At 68.2% G+C, this 20,138-nt stretch carries 10 protein-coding genes; 5 read left to right on the forward strand and 5 right to left on the reverse strand.

Annotated features, from left to right (window positions below; translation table 11 throughout):
- The first annotated feature begins 311 nt into the window (after positions 1 to 311).
- Positions 312 to 551 (forward strand): hypothetical protein, encoded by a 240-nt coding sequence (locus ACIRYZ_RS44175; protein ID WP_402954624.1) that lies wholly within the window; start codon positions 312 to 314, stop codon positions 549 to 551.
- 22 nt (positions 552 to 573) lie between these two features.
- On the opposite strand, the gene ACIRYZ_RS44180 is transcribed toward ACIRYZ_RS44175, so the two are convergent.
- Positions 574 to 699, reverse strand: a complete 126-nt coding sequence (locus ACIRYZ_RS44180) for a hypothetical protein (RefSeq protein WP_402954627.1) — start codon at positions 697 to 699, stop codon at positions 574 to 576.
- A gap of 286 nt (positions 700 to 985) precedes the next feature.
- Between ACIRYZ_RS44180 and ACIRYZ_RS44185 the strand changes: the two genes are divergently transcribed.
- Positions 986 to 1,504 (forward strand): hypothetical protein, encoded by a 519-nt coding sequence (locus tag ACIRYZ_RS44185; RefSeq protein ID WP_402954630.1) that lies wholly within the window; start codon positions 986 to 988, stop codon positions 1,502 to 1,504.
- Between the two features lie 230 nt (positions 1,505 to 1,734).
- The gene (locus ACIRYZ_RS44190; protein ID WP_402954633.1) at positions 1,735 to 2,163 is read left to right on the forward strand and encodes a hypothetical protein; all 429 of its coding nucleotides are present in this window, start codon (positions 1,735 to 1,737) and stop codon (positions 2,161 to 2,163) included.
- A 513-nt stretch (positions 2,164 to 2,676) separates the two neighbouring features.
- On the opposite strand, the gene ACIRYZ_RS44195 is transcribed toward ACIRYZ_RS44190, so the two are convergent.
- The 3 genes from ACIRYZ_RS44195 to ACIRYZ_RS44205 all read right to left on the reverse strand — a co-directional run bounded on the left by ACIRYZ_RS44195 (position 2,677) and on the right by ACIRYZ_RS44205 (position 10,967).
- A complete protein-coding gene (locus ACIRYZ_RS44195) occupies positions 2,677 to 3,768 on the reverse strand; it encodes an integrase core domain-containing protein (RefSeq protein ID WP_402954636.1) in 1,092 nt (363 codons plus the stop codon).
- A 320-nt stretch (positions 3,769 to 4,088) separates the two neighbouring features.
- Positions 4,089 to 6,659: a right-handed parallel beta-helix repeat-containing protein gene (locus ACIRYZ_RS44200; protein ID WP_402954639.1), complete on the reverse strand. Its 2,571-nt coding sequence runs from the start codon at positions 6,657 to 6,659 to the stop codon at positions 4,089 to 4,091.
- Between the two features lie 750 nt (positions 6,660 to 7,409).
- Positions 7,410 to 10,967 (reverse strand): ricin-type beta-trefoil lectin domain protein, encoded by a 3,558-nt coding sequence (locus ACIRYZ_RS44205; protein WP_402954642.1) that lies wholly within the window; start codon positions 10,965 to 10,967, stop codon positions 7,410 to 7,412.
- Between the two features lie 587 nt (positions 10,968 to 11,554).
- Here ACIRYZ_RS44205 and ACIRYZ_RS44210 point away from each other — a divergent pair.
- Complete coding sequence (locus tag ACIRYZ_RS44210; protein ID WP_402954645.1) at positions 11,555 to 18,694, forward strand: polymorphic toxin-type HINT domain-containing protein; 7,140 nt, start codon at positions 11,555 to 11,557, stop codon at positions 18,692 to 18,694.
- Position 18,695: 1 nt separating this feature from the next.
- Entirely contained in the window at positions 18,696 to 19,121 is a 426-nt protein-coding gene (locus ACIRYZ_RS44215; RefSeq protein ID WP_402954648.1) for a hypothetical protein, read from the forward strand.
- Between the two features lie 371 nt (positions 19,122 to 19,492).
- On the opposite strand, the gene ACIRYZ_RS44220 is transcribed toward ACIRYZ_RS44215, so the two are convergent.
- On the reverse strand, positions 19,493 to 20,011 hold the full coding sequence (locus tag ACIRYZ_RS44220; RefSeq protein WP_402954651.1) for a hypothetical protein: 519 nt from the start codon (positions 20,009 to 20,011) through the stop codon (positions 19,493 to 19,495).
- Positions 20,012 to 20,138: the final 127 nt, after the last annotated feature.

The raw sequence follows: 20,138 nt of genomic DNA on the forward strand, positions 1-20,138 counted from the left end.
CTGACAGCATGAGACCAGCATCGTTGCGACGATCATGCGAATCCGCCTTAGAACCCAAGGAGCCGCACGGGGTCAATTTTCAGGAGTCGTTGACAGGCCCCACCACACCCCGATACAGCATCAGATGATCAAGCACCCGTTAACGTGACAGCACCTCCCGGACTGTTCGCGCGAAACGGGGTCGCGCGCCGTTCGGTTCAACCGACGTGAGGTGATGCTCGCCCCATCCGGCCGCTGAACCGCGGAGGGCCGCGGGCCGTAATCCGGGTCGAGCGACGTGATCATCGCGTCCCTAACAAAGGAGATCTCTCATGACCGGCAAGCTCGTCACCCGGCTGTCCGTGGCCGCTGCGTCGGCCCTCACGGCTGTGGCCATGTTCGGGGCCACGCCCGCCCTGGCCAGCGACATCCAGATCGACTACCCCGCGGCCGAAGCGGCTGCCCAGCAGGCCGCCGCCGACGGGAACTACGAGCTGGCGCAGCAGATCGAGCAGCAGATCGAGGCCGCGCGGCAGGCCGATCAGCGGGCCGCCGGCTCTTTCGGCGGCTGACCTCGGCGGCTCCGGCCAGGGATCAGGCTTCCTCGGGTCCGGTGAGGATCAGCAGCATCACGTCGGAGAGCCGCACCAGCAGTTGCTCGACCAGGAGGATCCGCTCGCACAGCTGACGGGGCAGGTGGGCGCGCTCCCACGCGGCCACCCCCCCGTCCGCGCCGCGCCACCGCACGCCATGACGGCGGTGTACGTCGTCCTGAGCGCCCGGCGCGCAGATCGAGCGCGGCCTCGCCCGCCGTTCGCGCCGGACAGGAGGAATCCCCGAACGCCTCCGAGGCGCGGGTCGTGAAGATCCGGGCGTCGAACTCGCATCCGTGTGACAACTCAACGGCCGCGGCTCGATGGCGTACGACGTTGGGCTCCGTGCCCAGCGTCGCCGCGACAGCTGCCCTCGACGGTGCCGTGACCCGTCGACGTTGTACGGTCGGCGGATGCGCGCTGGAGATCACCCGAGTCCGGATGAGGCCGTGTCGGATCCGGCCGGACCGCATTCCCAGAACACCACCGTCGAAGACGTTGTCGACGATGCCCTCGACGCCACCGTGCGCACCGGCGACCCTGCGGATGTGCGGGGCCTGCTCGCGGAACTTGCGCAGCGCGACGGCGACGCGCTCTGGGAGGCGGCTGCACTTCTTCTCGGTCTTCTGGCGACTCAGCCGGTCTACGGGCTCGGAGAGCATCAGGGCGTCGAGCGTCTGCGGCAGGTCTCACGGACGGCGGACCCCGTCACCTCCCTGGTGCTGTCGCTCCAGGCTGTCCACCGTACCGAGGGCGTCACTGCCGCCCGTGAGGTTTGGCGGCAGGCTTCTACGACGTTCCAGGGCCCCGCCTTGGCTCAGCTGCTTATCTCCGTAGCCTGCACTATCGGTACAGGCGACGGACGGCTCGATCCGCAGCGCACGGTGCGGCTCATCCGCGCAGCCATCATCGGCGCTCCCGTTCCCTCTTGAGCTGTGCGTAGGTGCGTTCGTGGTGGTCCGACCCCGCTCGTGACCGACTCGGGGGTTGAGGAACATCCGTGCCGGCGGAGGCTCCCGTCGTGCGACGGGCGGGCGGGGCTTGTGCCGGAAGTCTGCGATACCCCTGACCGGGTGAATCGGCGCGTGATTCCGCCATAGGGCTGCAGTCACCGGCTGCCGGTGCCCTACGGTTCCGGCATGGCCCGACGGAGGCGTCCCTCATGAGCAGCCCGTACACCCGCGCCCTGCGTGTCGGGACGGTGGCGTTGGCCCTTGCGGAGAACCTGGAACTGACCACCGAGCAGACCGAGGCCCTTGCCTTCGCCCTCGCTGCTCCACGCAAGGCTCCGGATCCGGGTCCCAAGGACAAGCCTTCCGAGGCCGACGAAGACGATCTCCCAGGTTCGGACGAAGCAGAGCCCGCAGAGCCAGGCAGCCAGCTGACAGACCAGCAGCTCGACGCAGTGGTCGCCGGCCTCGTGGCCGAGTATGGCGTTGCCTCCTACCGGCAGATGCACCGTAGATTCATCGCGGACGGACACCGTGCCGGTGCTGAACGCCTCCGCGCAGCCTGGCACCGCACGGGCACCGGCGCGCGCCGCCCACCTCGGTCCCGGACAGCCCCGGACAGCCGGTCCGCCACGCCGTAGCCGAGGAACCAGGCCGCCCCGTCGGGGCGGCTTCGTCGAACCGGTCATCGGGGCCCCGCCTGTACAGGGCGGCAACTGCTCGAACCAGTCGGCGCACTCCTTTGAGCATCTCAAACCTGCACCGGGTTACCACCCGTTCCCACCGTGCAGAGACTCACGGGCCCGTTTGGTGAAGGCGTTGACTGCGTCCCGGAGCTCCCGGCAGGCGGCCTGGATGTCGTCCGTGCTGCCGCCGCAGGTCATGTAGCGGTTCAGCGCCGCCGACTGCGCACGGCCATACCGCTACACGCGCCGCAGGCGGCTCCGGGCTTGGTGCCGAGTGACGATGCCGACTGTTCGGCCGATGCCGAGTAGCCTCACACCGAAGGAGAGGAGTGCCGCCATGAGTCAGCCCGCGCACGATGGAGTCGAGCTGATCCCCCGGCCTGAGCAGAGTCCGGCCGCGCTCAAGGCCGCCCTGGCCGTCGTCGCCGCGGACCGGCTCTGCGGGTGCCGGTTAATCATCCGGCCTGGTCAAGCGGCGTGTCGGTACTCGTGGAGTGTGCCGCCGAGTCGGTCTCGCCTGCGGACCTCCAACTGCCTGACGTGCGCCGGCGGGTTGATCGGGTCGGGTAGCAGGCGGAGCGGAGCGGCTTGGTCCAGGGCTCGGTGCGGCCGGTGCTCGTTGTAGAAGGTCTCGAATTCGCGGAGTGCGTGGAGGAGGTGGCGCTGGTTCCAGATCAAGGTGCGGTCCAGGAGCTCCTGGCGGCAGGTCTGTATCCAGCGCTCCATCAGGGAGTTTATCCGCGGTATCCGGATGCCGGTGGTGACGATTTCGAGTCCGGCGTCGGTCAGCAGGGTGTCGAAGGCGGCGGTGAACTTGGAGTCGCGGTCGCGGATCAGGAACCCGGCCCGGCTTCCGGCGTCCTCGAGGTCCATGAGGAGGTTGCGTCCGAGCTGCACGATCCAGTCCGCGGTCGGGTGTGCGGTGGCGCCCAGGATCCGGACCCTGCGAGTGGCGTGCTCGATGACGGCGAAGACGTACAGGCGTGCCCCAGCCAGCGTGCGGACCTCGAAGAGATCGCAGGCGAGCAGGGCCTCGGCCTGGCTGCGCAGGAAGTCGGCCCAGCTCGTGCTCTGCCGCTCTGGCGCGGGTGGGATGCCGTGCTCGCGGAGGATCTCCCAGACGGTGGAGGCGGCGACCTTGATGCCGAGCGCGGCGAGTTCGCCGTGGATCCTGCGGTAGCCCCACGAGCTGTTTTCGCGGGCCAGGCGCAGGACCAGTGCGCGGATCGAGCGGACCGTGGGTGGGCGCCCGCGACGCTTCGGTACGCAGGTCGCGGCATGGCGCCGCTTGAGCAGGTCGCGGTGCCACCGCAAGACCGTGTCGGGGCGGACCAGCAGCACAAGGCGCCGCAGCTTCTCCAACGGAAGGCGGTGGAGCAGACCGGCAAGCACGGCGCGGTCAGTATCGGTGTAGACGGGCCTGCCGACCTGGCGCTGCAGGACCAGCAACTGGTGCCGGAGCGCGAGGATCTCGATGTCCTTCTCTCTGCCGCTCATCGGCAGGAGCCTCAGCAGCGCGAAGGTGTTGGTGGCGGCAAGGTAGGCCAGGCGCAGCAGCACAACAGATCATCATGCCGTCCGTACTGACCCGCGGGAAGAGACCAGGCGCCGGCAGTCAGGACCTGCGGCCAGGCAGACAAGGCTGTGACCAGGCCGGATGATTTATCGGCACCCGCACTGTCGGAGAGCCTGCTGCTGGCCTGGCCTGACGGGCGGTGGACGCGCCGACGCGGCGGCCACCGGAGCGTCACCGAAGAGGTCCGCGAGGCGATCTTCGCCGTCAAGAAGTAGTGCGAGGAGCGCGCCCGGATCAGCATGGCCGCCAAGCACCGCCTGCTGCAGCCGGGGGCACGAGTGGTGCCCCCGGCGGGACGGGACGGTCACATGGTGTAGCCCTGGACGTCGGCGACGAGGTCGGTCGAGCCGGCGTGGTTGTAGACGACGATGGTGCCGTTCCACTTGTCCACGGGGACCAGGGCGAGGTTGGGCACGGTGGCCCCGGCGGTCATGTTGAGGTTCGAGAAGGACGGGGTGGGGTTGGCGCCGGTGAGGTTGCCGGCCGCGATCCAGCTGTCGGCGGTCGGGTCGGTGGCGGTGAGGTTGATCAGGACCGCGGTGGCGCCCAGGGGGATGCCCGAGACGCCCGCGACCTTGACCCAACGGGCCGAGCTGGGGCCGATCTTGCCGTTGACGCCACCGGTGCCGTCGCGCGTGTCCAGGACGCGGGTGGGGGCGGTGGTCACGAGCGAGGCGCCGCCGGCGGTGCGGTAGCCGCCCTGGATGTCGACGATCAGGTGGACGTTGCCGGTGTGGTTGTAGAGCGTCACGGTGCCGTCGGCGTTGATCGGGGCGGTGACCTGGTTGGCGACGGTCTGGCCCGCGGTGAAGTTGAGGTTCGAGGTGCTGGGCGGGTTCCCGTCCGGGGCGGCGGTGATGTAGCTGTTCGCCGTGCCCTCGGTGGCCGTCAGGTTCAGCATGGCGTACTGGGCGTCGGCGGGGAGCAGGTTGGTGCCGCGGACCGGGACCCGGATGCTCTGGCCGGAGCCAACCATGCCGATGCCGTAGGAGCTGTCGCGGGTGTCGAGCGTACGCACGGGGGTGGCCTGACGGTCCAGGCGCAGCGCGGTGCCCTGGGGCGCGGTGGAGTAGAAGCCCTGGACGTCGGCGATCAGGTCGACGTTGCCCACGTGGTTGTAGAGCGAGACGGTGCCGTCGGCGGCGACGGGGACGACGGCGGCGTTGCCGACGTCCAGGCCGGGGACGGCGTTGAGGTTGGAGGCGGTCGGCACCTGACCGCCCTGGAACGCGGTGATGTGGGTGGCGGCCGTCGCGCCGGTGGCGGTGAGGTTGAGCAGGACCGCGGTGACCTTGCCGTCGGCGGGCACGCCGCCGTGGCCGGTGACCTGGAGCTTCAGCACGCCGCCGGGGCCGACCTGCTGGGCCGGGGCGCCGGTCCCGGAGCGGGTGTCCAGGATGCGCGCGGGAGCGAGCGGCGAGAAGTCGCTGCCCACCGTGACGGTCCTGCTGGTGCTGCCGCTACCGCCCGAGGTGTTGGTGACGCTGTCGGTCACCGTGTAGGTACCCGGGGCGGCGTAGTCGTGCGGGTTGCCCGCCGCGCCGAGCACGGTGTCGACCATGGTGCCGTCGCCGAAGTCGATGGTGTTCTTCGCGACCGGCCAGGCGCTCACCACCCCGGTCGAGGTGGCGGTCACGTGCAGGGGGGTGTCGGGCTGACCGGCCTGCAGCGCGGTCTGCGCGACGGTGAGGTCGGGGCTGATGCCGCCCTGGTACTCCTGGGCGCCGCGGTCGTAGTAGCCGACGCCGGTACCGGTGTTGGTCACCAGCGGGTCGTCGACCCGGGGGTTACCGTCGATGTCGGTGGGCAGTTCGCCGGGCGCGTTGGCGTCGGCGGAGTCGATCGCGGGCGAGCCCTCCTTGTTCAGCTTCGCGATGTCGCTCGACAGGTCGTGCGCGCCCTGACCGGAGCCCTGCTGGAAGGAGGGGACGTCGGCGTACTGCTGGCCGGCCCAGGTGTAGGGGTGCTGGGTACCGGTGGTGATCAGGTTGTAGTCCGCGGTGGTGCCGGTCGCGGAGGCGGCGGAGACCACCAGGTCCGCATGCGCCGCGGTACCCGCCGGGCACGGACCCCACGGGCCGACAGCACTGCTGTCGCTCTCCGCCAGAATGTTGTTCTCGACCGTGGCGCCGGAGGAGCTGCCGGCCAGCTCGATGCCGGGCCCGCAGTCGTTGTGGGTGGTATTGCTCGTGATCACGGTCCCCGGCGCGTCGCTGACCAGGACGCCATGGCCGACCGTGCCGCCGACGAAATTCGTCGTGATCACGACGCCGGAACTGCCGCCGTCGACCACGAGCCCCTCACCGTGCGGGGAGTTGATGTGACTTCGGCGGACGGTGACCGCGCTGCTCCCACCGGTGATGTGCAGCGCGGGGGTGGTGGCGTAGCCCATGTCGCCGGTCTGTTGCAGCGTCAGGCTGTCGAGTGTGACGCGGCTCGAACCCGTCACCACCACACCTTCCCGGGCGCTCTGGCCGCTCATGTGCTCGAGCACGACATCGTGGACGTGATCGAGGTTGAAGATATAGTCCGAAGTCAGGAAATCGGGAGACCAGGTGGTGTCGGGGTGTGCCGGGCCGGTAAAGGTGATCGGCGCGCCGGGCGTCCCCGAGTGGGTCAGGTGGACGCTCTCCTTGTAGATGTTGCTGGTGACGTGCACGGTCTGGCCGGCCTGCACGATGTCGGCGGCGGCCGAGATGGTGCAGAACGGCACCGCCTGGCTGCCCGCGCCGGGCGCGGTGTCCGAGCAGCCGGCACCGGATCCGTTGTTGACGTACAGGTCCGTGACCGTCGCCTGTGCCGTACCGGCCAGCGGCAGGACGCCGGTGACGGACAGGGCGAGAGCGGCGATCGCGGCGAGGCGCTTGGTGCGCAAGAAGTCCCCCAGTGAAGAGTCGAGCGAGCGGTCCGGCCACGTGGGCCCGGTGCCCGGGTAAGGCGGGCGGCGTCCGCCGGCCGCGGTGCTTCTCGCGCGACGGCACAGCGCGAACGACCCGCACGCGAGGGGACTGACCGGTGGTCAGCGGACAGCCCGCTCCGCAGGTGTGCAGCGGGAATTCTGGCAGACCGGCACACCGCGCGCACAGAGTACCGGGGGAGATGATCTCCGCATCGAGCAGGGAGGATCACTGGAGGGGGCGCGCCGAGCGGGGCCCAGGCGGGGCGGCCCGCCGTGCAGGCGGCCTCCGCCTGCACGATCTACTGCGCCTGTCGAGCGCAGGCGGCGTGGCACACACTTGGTGGTTTGAGTGCGACCCGTGGTTGACGTGCCCGGCCTTCTCCGATGATGAGCCGGGCGGTGGAGTAGCCCGGCGTGACCCGCGTGGTCGCCTCGTGTGCCGCTGCCGGGACTGTGAGGCACGCCGCGTTGAGTCCGCCGATCGATGTGATCACCGAAGAGGCATACGGTCACCTCAGGGTGGTCGTCGAAGGCTTCGGTTTGCTGTCGTCCCGGGTAGCCACGCTCGGATCACGGCAACCCACCCTGAGCTGCCCTGAGTGGTATGAGCGCCTTGATCGCTTTGACAGGTTCCGGGGTCACGCAGGCAGGGCGAGGGCTCCGAGACATTCGGAGTCCTCGCCCTGCGAGTGCTACATCAGTTCAGCTTGTAAGAGGGCTGGTGTGTTACGGGGTGCGTTCGGGTGCGATGGTCCATTGCTGGTTGGCCTGTAGTCCGGGGCAGTCATAAATGCCGAGGCGGGTGCCCTGGTCGGTGGCCCAGCCGGGGAGTTCGAGGCACTTGCCGCCGGGGCTGTTGGCGGGGTCGACGGTGGCGGGCAGGTAGATGCGGCCGTCGGGGCGCATGCTCCACTTCTGGCCGGTGTTGCCGTTGCAGGTCGTGAGGATGACGCGGGTGCCGTTGAGAAGGGCGTTGTCCTTGGTGGAGAGGCAGTAGCTGCCGGCGCGGATGGTGCCGTCGGTGGCGAGGTTGAATCGCTGGTTGGCGGTCGTCCAGCAGCTGTAGATGGCAATTTCGGTGCCGTCGCGGGGGCCTCCGACGGCGTCCATGCACTGCCAGCTCACGCTGTTGGGGTGGACGGAGAAGCTTGCGTCGGTGTAGCCGGCGTTCTGCGGCCCGTCGAGTTTGTCGACCTTGCCGGCGACGCCGCTGGTGGTCAGGCCGGGGTAGATCGTGATGGCGTTGTTGTTGTCGACGGCCCAGAGTGAGACGTTGTCGCCGTTGTAGAGGGTGGCGGCGCCGATGCGGGGGTAGGCGGCAGCGGGCACCGGGGTGGTGTTGAGCTTGATTCCCTTGTCGGGCGTGGTGAGGGCGGAGTAGTCGACGGTTCCGTCGGTGTTCCAGCCGAGGGGGTAGGCGAAGATGTCGCCTGTGGTGCGGTTGCGCGCCCAGAGCGTGGTCTGGTTCTTGACGGCTTTGGTGATGGGGTTCGTCGTCGGACCGTTCGCGGCACCGGGGTTGATGAGTTCGAGGTCGTTCCAGCTGCCTGAGGTGGCGGGGATGAGCGTCGCGCTGCCGAAGGCGTTGCCGGCGGGGTTGAAGACGTAGAGCTTGTTGTTCTCCAGGGTCATGACGGAGGTTTGGGTCGTGAAGACCGTCTTCGTCGGGTCGCCGACCTTGGGGCCGACCGCCTCGCCCTTGGGGGTGCCGAAGGCGATGACCTGGGAGGCGTTGCTCCAGTCCTGGGCGTTGTAGTCGGGGTCGCAGGGAGTGCCGGTGCCGTAGGTCGTGCAGGTGGGCCGTAGGGGCGTCAGGGGCGTGAGTTGGTCGAAGTGCCCGCTTCCGTCGTTGGTCAGCACGTACAGAGTGGCCTTGAGCGTGGGTGCGTTGTCCTTGGTGTAGTGGGCGACGAGCTGGTCGACGGGCTGGCCGACGGTGAGGGCGCCGTGGTGGCTGATCTGGTAGTCGGCCCAGGTCGCGCCGTACTCACGGTTGCCCGGTGCGGCGGCAGCGGGAGCGGCCGTGGACGTGGCGGGGTCGGAGGTCCCTCCGGTGATCCGCAGGTCGCCGTTCTTGTCGGCGAGGACGATGTCGGCCTTCTGGTCGTTGTCGATGTCGCCGAACAGGGGCTGGGTGCCGGGCTTCCACGGGACGTAGAAGTTGTAGACGGCGGGCTGGCTGTAGTTCCCGGCGTTGTCCATGGCCCAGGCGTAGAGGGTGTTGGTGCCCCACTGGTGCGGCTGGTAGCCGTAGGGCTGGCCGGGGGGCAGGGTGCCGTTCTGGCCGCACTTCCAGCCGACGACCGGAGTGGGGTCGGTGCTCACGCGCACGCAGGCGACGCCGGAGGCCTGGAGGCCCGGGCCGGGGGACGGGTCGTCGGCGTTGATGGTGAACGTGCCCCAGTCGTTCATGTACTTGGCCGGGCTGGGGTTGGGCGTGCCCGACGGCGGGAAGTCGGTCGAGCTGATGCTGACGCGGGGGTTGGTCTTGTCGACGCGGAAGTAGCACCAGGCGCTCATGGGCGAGGTGAGGAGGCCGTCGGCGGACTGGGCGTACCAGCCGTACTGGTGGCCGTCACTGAGTGAGCCGACCGGCAGGGTGTGGCCGGGGTTGTTGTAGCTGCCATCCCACCCGCCGTCTTTGAGGCTGAAGTTGGGGTCGTTGTCGTCCCACATGTGGAAGCCGGTGTAGAGGGGCTGGCCACTGGGGGAGTAGGTGCTGGCGGTGATGTTGATGTTCTGGTTGCTGCCGACCCAGCCGGGGTTGTCCCAGGGGTGGGCTCCGCCGGTGTTGCATTCGGCGGTGCTGTTGTTGTTCGCGAATCCGGGCGCGGGGATGGTGTGCGGGTACCAGACGGTGGGGGTGATGTCGTAGGTGGTGGTGACGCTGGGGTTGTTGGCGATGTAGTGGCGGTATTCCTTGGTCCACTCGGTGTCGCTGGGGGCGATACCGATGGTCCAGGTGGCCCACTTGCCGGCGGCTGCCTGCTTCATCATGTCGGTGACATCGACGGCCATCGGCCCGGTGCCCTTGATCGGCTGGCCCCCGACGTAGGTGCAGCCCCCCATGATCTGGTTGCCGTTGTCATTGCACGGCTGCTGGTACCAGTTGGTGTCCCCGTTGATGCCGGTGGGGGCCCAGTAGACGCCGAGGTTGGTGGCGGTGCCTGGGCTGGAGGCGCCGGTGACCTGGGCGTTGAGCGTGGAGGTGTACAGCGTGGGCGGGACCTCGGCGCCGCCGACCTGGGTGTAGATGGCCGGGTTGACGCCGAACTGGAAGTAGGCCCGCTGGCGGCCCTCACTGCCGCAGTCCTGGCTGGGGTCGGAGCTGTGGTAGCCGCAGAAACCGGTGGCCAGGTTGGACTTGGTGTTCCAGTTCTTCGCGTCCTTGTGGTTCTCCTGGACCTCGACCGAACTCTGGGTGTAGCTGGTGACGGCGGTGAGCGTCGGGTCCAGGTACCACGGGCCGGTACCCGAGCCGAGAGCCTGAGGGTCGGGCGTCAGCTCGATCGCGTCACTCGTGACCCTGGTGCCGATCGAGGCGACGTTCGCGCCGTCCCCGGGGGCCTCGGCTGTCGACGGGGTGGCGGCGTTCGGTGCTGATGCCGAGTCGGCGGCCGGTGTCGCTGCGAGCGCGGTGCGGGTGACCGACCGTGAGGCGGCCTCAGGAGCGGCTGCTGGTGCCGCGGGCTTGGAGGAGTCCCACTGCAGCGGGGCGGGGGAGCGGAAGCGCACGCTGCCCTTGTCGTCCTTGACGTCGATGCGGCCCTTGTCGTCGGAGGCGACCGTCAGCCCCTGGGCGGTGATCGGGAAGCGCAGGGTCTTCAGCGCCGGGTTGGCCGCGGCTTCGGGCGTGCGGACGATGACGACGTCGCGCCAGCCGCCGACCGGCAGGGCGGTCACCTGGAGGTCGACCCCGGGCAGCACGTTCGCGTAGGTGGCCGTATCCCCGTTCAGGGACGGCTTCGGCAGCGCGAACGGGGCGCCGACGGACAATTGCTTGCCGTCTGAGGTTGCGACGGTGGCCATCGGGCCGGTTCCGCCACCGGAGAGCGTCAGTGCGGTGCTCGCAACAGCTGGACTGACAGTGCCGTCGGCGTTCTGGCGGAGGGCCGAATCGATGTCGGCCCAGTTGCCTTCGCGCTTCACACGGACCGGCAGGGCGTTGTCCGTTGTCGTCAGCGTGCCGTTCGGGTTCGCCACGGTCTTCGACGCCACGTCGGTCATCGCGTCCACGACGACGGGCTTGCCCGTGGACTTGGCCTTGGCGACGGCATCGAGCATCGCCTGCTGCAGTGGAGTGCGGGGCGGCGCCGGCTTCGTCGGGACGAGCGGCGCCGTGCCGTCGAAGGGCCCGTGCGCAGGCGGGGCAGGAGTGTCGGCGGCGAACGCGGAGGGCGCCGCTATCAAGCTGACGCTGAGGATGCACCCGGCGCCGAGTGCCGTCAGACGGGTGGCGCGCTTGCGTATCGATGGTGGCGGTGGCGTGTTCGTGATTGTCCGTGACGTGATGGACATGGCTCTTCTGTAAATCCCTCCCGGCCGGCAGATCCTGTTGCGGGTCTGCGTTCGGATGGGAACGATGTGGCCTCACTTGAGGGTAGGTCAAACCCGCCAGCGGCCTTGAGTAGACATGTCCGCATACGTGCTAGATCGCAACATCAAGACTTTATAAAGATCTCATGCGCGGCGATCGAACAGCCTGGTGATGTGTCCGAGGCCTCACCTATCGTCACATTGATCATGGCATGACTATGCCCATTCGATGCCATGTCGGTAATCCATGAGGAGATGTGACGATGTTTTGGCCTGCCCGCAAACGGGTTGGGAGACCAGCAGGGGGCCGATGGCGGTCGCCTGTGGTGGCGGCGATGGTCGCCCTGACAATGACCGGGGTGTCCGTGCCGCCCGCGGTGGCGTGGACCTACCCCACGCCGAAGGGGAAGGTGTGGACTCCCCCGCACACGCCGCTGGGCGATGAGACCGTCTCGGTTGCCGGGCAGGACGTCAAGGCGGCGTTGCCCAAGCCCGTGGCCAAGGACCCTGCCTGGAAGCCCGAGCCGCAGGCGCCGTTGGTGACCGGCACCGCGACGGTGACGGTGGGGGCCGACAGCGCGGAGGCCGAGGCCGCCCGCAGGGCGACCGGTGGCGCATCGCCTGCCTCCGGCGGTGCGACCGGCTCGCAGGCGGGAGCGCTGGCCGTCCGGGTCGCCCCTGGCACCGGCAAGGGGGAGAGCGCTCACACGGTCACGGTTCAGGTGACCGGGCAGGACCAGGGCAAGGCCGCCGGGGTCCATGGCCCGCTCATCGCGCTGACCGACGCCGAGGCGCCGACCGGCGGCGAAGGGCGCGCCGCGAGCGTCACCCTGGACCTGAAGGCGCTGCAGGCGGCAGGGTGGTCCGACCGGGCCGCTCTCGTCGCCCTGCCGTCCTGTGCACTGACCACGCCGAACCTGCCCGAGTGCCGCACCCAGACCCCGGTTCCTGCGAAGGCCGACGGGCGAGGCAAGGTCACCGCTGACGTCACCCTGCCCCCCGCGGCGGCCCCCCATCAGGGCCAGAACGGCGCCGTGAAGGCCTCGTTCACCACTGCGGAAGCACCCGTGCGGACGGCTGCGGCCGGCGATACCGGCGGCAGCGGCAGCGGCGGCTCGGTGGTCCTGTCCGCGGCGGCCTCGCCGTCCGGCGCCATGGGCAACTACACCGCGACGTCCCTGTCGCCGTCGGCGGCCTGGACCTCCGGGTCCAACGCGGGGAACTTCACCTACGGCTACCCGATCCCGGTCCCGCCATCGCTGGGCGGCGCGGCTCCGTCCGTTGCGCTGCGATACAACTCGGCCGAGGTGGACGGGAAGACGTCCGCAACCAACGCCCAACCCTCGTGGATCGGTGACGGCTGGGGCTACGAGCCCGGCTTCATCGAACGGTCCTACCGCAGCTGCGACAAGGCCGGCATCACCGGCTCGCCCGACCAGTGCTGGGGCGGGCAGAACGCCGCCCTCTCCCTGAGCGGCCACTCCGGCGCGATCGTGCGCGACGACGCCACCGGCACCTGGCACCTGGAGAGCGACGACGGCACGAAGGTCGAGCAGCTCACCGGCGCGCCCAAGGCCGCTGGCGACGTGGACTACCAGGGCATGGAGTACTGGCGGATCACCACCCCGGACGGGGTCCAGTACTACTTCGGCCTCAACCACCTGCCCGGCGGCGACGGCAGCGACCCGGCCGCGAACTCCGTCCTCACCACCCCGGTCTACTCGCCCAACAGCAGTGACCCCTGCTACAACTCCGGCAGCGGGAAGAACTCGTGGTGCCAGATGGCCTGGCGCTGGCAGCTCGACTACGTCGTCGACACCCACGGCAACCTGATCACCTACAAGTACGCCACCGAGGGCAACAAGTACCAGCGCGGCACCGTCCAGAGCGGCGGCAACGGCACCCTCACCGACTACCAGCGGGCCGGCTACCTCAAGGAGATCGGCTACGGCCAGCGCCTGGACGACCAGAAGGCGGCCAAGGGCAGCGCCAACCCCGCCGCCAAGGTCCTCTTCACCGTCGCCGAGCGCTGCATACCCGACGCCACCAACGACTGCTCCGAGGGCAAGCGCGCGGGCAACGCCAACGCCTGGCCGGACACGCCGGTCGACCAGATCTGCACCGACAGCACCTGCGTCAACTCCGCGCCGACGTTCTTCACCACCAAGCGCCTGACCACGATCAGCACCCAGGTCCTGGTCGACTCCGCCTACCGCACCGTCGACACCTGGAACCTCAACCAGGAGCTCGCCGACCCCGGGGACGGCACCAAGCGCCTCCTGCAGCTCGACTCCATCCAACGGGTGCCGAGCAACGGTCAGGCGGAGATCAAGAACCTGCCCCCGGTGCAGTTCCAGTACAAGATGCGGGCCAACCGCATCGACGGCCTCGTCCCGGCATCGCCGATGTTCATGCGCCCGCGCATCCAGAGCATCACGACCGAGATGGGCGGGAGCATCAACGTCTACTACACCGACCCGGAATGCTCCCGGGACCCCAGCCACTACCACATGCCGTCCTCCGAAGACGGCAACACGATGGCCTGCATACCCGTCAAGTGGTACCTGCCCGGAAGCTCCGCCAAGGACCCGGTCAGCGACTGGTTCGACAAGCCCCTCGTCACCAGGGTCGTCGAGCAGGACCTCGTCAGCACCCCCAACATCTCCAAGACCACCGAGTACACCTACAGCGGCGGCGCCGCCTGGCACCGCGACGACGCCGAGTTCACCGACCCCAAGACCCGCAGCTGGAACCAGTTCCGCGGCTACCAGTCCGTCACCACCACCACCGGAAGCGGCGCCGACAGCGAAGCCCCCAAGACCCAGCAGCGCGCCACCTACCTGCGCGGCATGGTCGGCGACTACCTCGCCGACGGCAAGACCCTGCGCACCGTCCCCGACGTCCCCAACCCACTGGGCGGCACCGTAGTCGACAGCGCCCAGCTGGCCGGGCGGGTCGTGGCCACCGAGGTCTTCGACAAGGCCGGCAACGACGGCAAGGTCACGGCCGTCTCCGGAAACACCTACAACGGGCAGAAGAGCTCCGCCACCCACGCCCAGAGCGCGGGCGCGCCGCAGATCTACGCCTGGAACCCGGACTCCGAGACCACCGTCATCTCCAAGGCTTTCCTGGCCGACGGAAGTTGGCGCACCACGACCTCGGTGACGACCTCAGAGCCGGCCAACGGCAACCGCGTCGTCAAGGTCGACGACAAGGGCGACGGCACCGCCGCCACCCCGGAGATCTGTGCCACCACCGGCTACGCGGCCAGCGATAACCCGCAGCTGCTCACGCTGGTCTCGGAGCAGACCAAGTTCCAGGGGCCCTGCACGGGCAAGGCCACATCCGCCAACACCCTGTCCAGCGGCCGTACGCTCTACGACGGCAAGGCCTTCGGGCAGGCCGGCACGATCGGCGATCCGACCGGCAACCAGGTCCTCGACCGCTTCGACCAGGCCGGCAACGCCGTCTACACCCACGCCGGCAGTGCGACCTTCGACGCCTACGGGCGGAGCCTGACGACGGCGACCACCGACGGCTCCACCTACAACGCCGCTGGCGCGCAGCTGAGCGGCTCGACCACCACCCCGGCTGTGACCACGACGGCCTTCACCCCCGCGACCGCTGCCCTGCCGACGCAGGTGCAGACCACGGGTCCCATGGGAGCCGGCTGGACCACGACGACCACACTGGACCCGGCCCGCGGGTCCGCGCTGACCAGCACCGATGCCAACGGCCGTGTCATCACCGGGCAGTACGACGCCCTCGGCCGGATCACCGCCGTCTGGGCGCCCGACCGCCCCACGGCCAAGCTGCCGAGCCGGAAGTTCACCTACGCGCTCAAGGGAACCGCAGGGCCGTCCACCGTCAAGACCGAGTCGCTCAACGACGACGCGGCCACGTACTCGGCGAACATCGACATCTACGACGGCCTGGGCCGTCCCCGTCAGAGCCAGCGCACCAGCGACGCCCGACCGACCGGGCGTCTGATCACCGAGAGGCTCTACGACACGCACGGCTGGGTGATCAAGACCTCCTCCTCGTACTACGAGAAGAGCTCCTTCCCCACCGAGTCGATCTTCGTGCCCGCCGCCGACGGCCAGATTCCGGGCCAGACCTGGAACACCTACGACGGCAACGGGCGAGTGGTGCGGGCGGAGTTCCGCTCGTACGGCAACCTCCAGTGGGCGACCACCACCGCCTACCCGGGCGCGGATCGCATCGACGTGACGCCGCCCAGCGGTGGCATGCCGGGCTCGACCGTGACCGACGCACGAGGACGCACCACCGCCCTGTGGCAGTACCGCACGCCGACCGCGACGGGCAACAGCGCCGACGCCGACGTCACCACGTACGCCTACACACCGACCGGTCAGCCCGCTTCCCACGCCGACAGCAGCGGCAACACCTGGACCTACACCTACGACCTGCGTGGTCGGCAGGTCTCCGCGTCCGACCCGGACACCGGTGTGACCCAGACGTTCTACGACGTCAACTCGCATGTCGACCACACCGTCGACGCCAAGGGCAACACGCTCGCCTACGGCTACGACCTGCTCGGCCGTAGGACCGGCATGTTCAGCGGCAGCGTGGCACCCGCAAACCAGCTGGCCGAGTGGACCTACGACACCCTTGCCAAGGGTCAGCCCACCTCCTCCACCCGCTACGTCGGCGGCAAGGGACCAGTCGCCTACACCACGGCCGTGACCGGCTACGACACCGCCTACCGGCCGCTCGGCACCTCCATCACCATCCCGTCCGTCGAAGGGGCACTCGCCGGCACCTACACCACCACCAATACTTACAGCCCGGTCCTCGGCGCTCTGACGAAGAGCGACATCCCCGCAGCCGGCGGCCTCCCGGCCGAGTCCATCACCTACGCGAACACCATCACCGGGCTGCTGTACTCCGCCGCCAGTCTCGACCAGGCCATCGTCCAGCAGGTCAACTACGACGCCTTCGCACGCCCGATCCGCACGACCGCCGGTGACTACGGCACCCAGGTCGTCTCGACCCGGCAGTACGACGGGGCCACCGGAAGGGTCATCAACTCCTTCATCGACCGGCAGGTCGGAACCGTCTCCGTCGACCAGACCAGCTACACCTACACCCCGTCGGGCCGGATCACCTCGGCCACCAACATCCAGGACGCCTCGGCAACCGACACCCAGTGCTTCACCTATGACTACCTGGGCCGGCTGACCAACGCCTGGACCGACACCGGCGGCACCTTCACCACCGCCGACTGGACCGACTCCAGCGGGACAAAGCACGGAACCGGCAGTTCCACCACCGTCCCCGGAATCGGCGGCTGCAACAACGCCAGTGGCCCGGCCACCGTCAGCCCCGGTGGGCGCACGGTCGGCGGCCCCGCGCCCTACTGGAACACCTACACCTACGACGCGACCGGCAACCGTACCGGCCTCGTCCAGCACGACATCACCGGCAACAGCCTCAACGACACCACGACCACCCAGACCTTCGGAGCCGCCAAAACCCCCAACACCCCCACCGGCGCGTCCAATGCCGGCGGCGGAACCGGCGGGCCCCACGCCCTGCTCACCTCCACCACCAGCGGGCCCTCGGGCACCAAGGCCGTCGGCTACCAGTACGACGCCGCAGGTAACCCCACCGCCATCACCGATACCAGCGGCACCACGACGCTCGACTGGAACGGCGAAGGCAAGCTCAACTCCTCCAGCTCCACCGGAGCGGCCGGAACCACGAGCTACCTCTACGACGCGGACGGCAACCAGCTCATCCGCCGCAACCCCGGCAAGACCACGCTCAACCTGCCCACCGACGAGCTCACCCTCGACACCGCCACCGGCACCCTGAGCAACGTCCGGTCCATCGCCGCAGGAGGCGGACTCACCTACACCCGCGTCACCTCGGCCATCGGCGGCGGCAACGTCGTCATCCAAGCCGCAGACCCGCACGGCACCAACGGCGCCCAGATCAACACGGACGCGAATCAGACCGTCACCCGCCGTCCCACCGACCCGTTCGGCAACCCCCGCGGCAACCAGCCCGCCGCAGGCCAATGGGCTGGCACCAAGGGATTCGTCGGCGGCAGCAAGGACGACACCACCGGTCTCACCAACCTCGGAGCACGCCAGTACGACCCCGTCCGCGGACGGTTCATCAACCCCGACCCCATCCTCGACCCAGCCAATCCGCAACAGTGGAACGCCTACGCATACAGCAACAACAACCCCATCAACCTCAGCGACCCCACGGGACTAGCGCCCTGTGCCCCCGGTGTCAGCTGCGAGCTTCACCCGTCCAGCTGCGACGGCCCGTACTGCAACAAGCAGCCTATATACGGCGTCGGATACAGCTGCCCCGACGGAATCTGCACCACCGAGCGTCCAGAACCCGAAGAGGGGACAATCTCGGACAATCTCTGGGGGGTTGGAGAATCTCTCGCAGAGCAGGCTATCGGTATAGCGGACATCGGGAGTTTGGGATATGCCGACCCGATCCTCAAGCCGATATCCAAAAAGCTCCATTCGACGGTAAAGAATCACGCAAACACCAACTCGAAGACCTTCAAGAGAGGCAAGGATTCCGGCACCGTAATCGGGTTCTTCGCGTTGGCGGGGGGCGGTGAAGCCGCCGAGCTTTCCGAGATCCCTACCGCCTCTCGAGCAGAAACGCTGGAAGCGGAGACCGCTGGCCGTTTTGGGCCCTGCAGTTTCGCCGCATCGACGCCGGTCCTCATGGCGGACGGAAGCCCTCGGGAGATCAGTGAAATACGGCCCGGTGATCGAGTCCAGTCGGCAGATCCGAAAACAGATGAACACGGAAGCCACACCGTCACCGCCACCTGGAAGCATGACGACAGCGATCTAATCGACATAGTCACCCAGACAGGCGGAAGCGAGGAGACGATCCACACCACCGCCAAGCATCCATTCTGGGACGTGACTGCTCAAAAGTGGATCGCTGCAGCCGACCTCCAGCAAGGCCATGCCCTCAAAACTGATGGCGGCCATAGCGCCACTGTTGCAGCAGTCCGCACGGTGGTGGGCCAGGAGGCCATGTACAACCTCACCGTTGAGCACCTCCACACGTACTATGTACTGGCAGGCTCGACACCGGTCCTTGTGCATAACAGCGGGTGTGGCGACGTTACATTGGGGCCGGGAGTCAAGTCTGGCGACGCTTTGTCCGCCTTCACCTCTCCGAAGGACGAGACTGAATTCGTCTTCGACTCCAACACAGGAAAATTCCTGGCAGGAGACCGTGAGCCAATCCCTAGGGGGCCCAGTCCGCATGAGCAACTGGCGGACGCCATGGGTGCCGATAAGAATACGGTGCTGGGCGGTACCATCTACCGCGACAATGGCCGCCTAGTGTTCACTGAGAACAGCGGGCACTATGGTCACAGGTGGACGGATGCGACGCGCCAGCAGTTCCAAGAATTCTTGAATGGCTATGGCATTCAATACGACTACAGGCCGTGGGGTTGAGATGACCGAATGGACTCCGGTGGTGTATCGCGGCGACGGGGCATGGATTGGAATCATGCCCGATGGCCGGATCGGCGTGGGCGTTGAGCTGGAGGGTCGTGCGACCCTTGAGGGCTCGGGCTATGTTCCCATGTGGCCGTTCATGGAGCGCGATCTCTCTGCTTGTCTTGGAGAGTTTTCCCGAGCATGGGAATCTCTCAAAGGGGGCGGCGTGTCAACCCCCGAGAAGCTGATCGAGCTGACCGTTGGGGCGGCATGGAATTCTGGCCGCTCGTATTGGATGCAGCTAGCCGCACCCTGGGCTATCGAGATGGAGCAGCGGCCGAATTTCGACCGTGAATTCATCAGGGAGCTTCTCGGGGGGATGGAAAATTCGGATGTTCTGGATCCTGAACTGCGGCAGCGAGTACAGCGTGCCAGTTCCTAGCTGAATACCTGCCATGGCGATGGTGAGTGACTCCTTCATCCCGTTGGTAAACGCCGACACGGTGTGGCCACCGGTGAAGTAAGTCATAGCGCCGGTGCGTGGCAAATACCCATGAGGCCCCGCTGGATTTGGTTCCAGCGGGGCCTCTTTGGGGTCTTGACGGCAGTAGTTGACGGCAACGTCAGCGGACGGGTGCTGCACAAAGCGGTGGGTCGTCGCCGTCGTCGGGGTTGGTGGTGGCCTCGGAGGGCTTGCCGAGGGTGCGGCCGAGGAGGTCGATGGCGTCGCGCTGGAGGCGGAGGCGGACGTGTAATGGTGACGTCGGGTATTGGAACTGTCCGAATGCCTGATGTTGATCAAGCAGTGGCGGGTCAAAGGTCTCCGGGGGTTCCGGTGGCGGCGAAGTGTGCCACGGCGTCACGGAGCTGTTCGAGGAAGTCGCGCAGGTTGGTCGCGATGGGCTCGAAGTCGCTGTCAGGGGAGGCGGCGTGCGAGCGGTGCACCCGGCTGTCGCGGCCGATGGCGTAGAGGATCCCTCCGCCATTGCTGGCGAAGATCGTGCCGGCGTCGCCGTCGTTGAGGAGAGCGGGCCCGTCGGAAAGCTGGCTGATGGTGGCGTCGGCGGCGTGGATGAAGAACGCGTTGCCGATGTCGGGCATCGCCACTTCGTTGATCACTTTGTAGAAGGTGACCAGATCCGGTGGAGTTGCTGGCTGTGCGCGCAGGGCGTCGAGGGAGTCCAGCTGGTCGGGGGCCGCCAGGACGACCTCGTTCTCGCCGGGCGGGAAGGGGTAGTAGGTATCGAACGCGGCCAGGACGGACTGCAGGTGGGCGGTGACGGCTGCGGCCCAATCCCGGATCCAGTTCGGGTCGAGGGAGTCGGTGTTCACGGTGATGTCCTGGTGTTCGGTGGTGTGGGGCGGTGAAGTTCCACCCTGCGGTTGGACACTCTCTGTCTACGCCGCGAGGGTGTGACCTTGCCGGTGCCGCCGCCGAATCTCGAGTGGCGTGAGGTAG

This window comes from Kitasatospora sp. NPDC101155 (assembly GCF_044768305.1).
Classification (GTDB): Bacteria; Actinomycetota; Actinomycetes; order Streptomycetales; family Streptomycetaceae; genus Kitasatospora.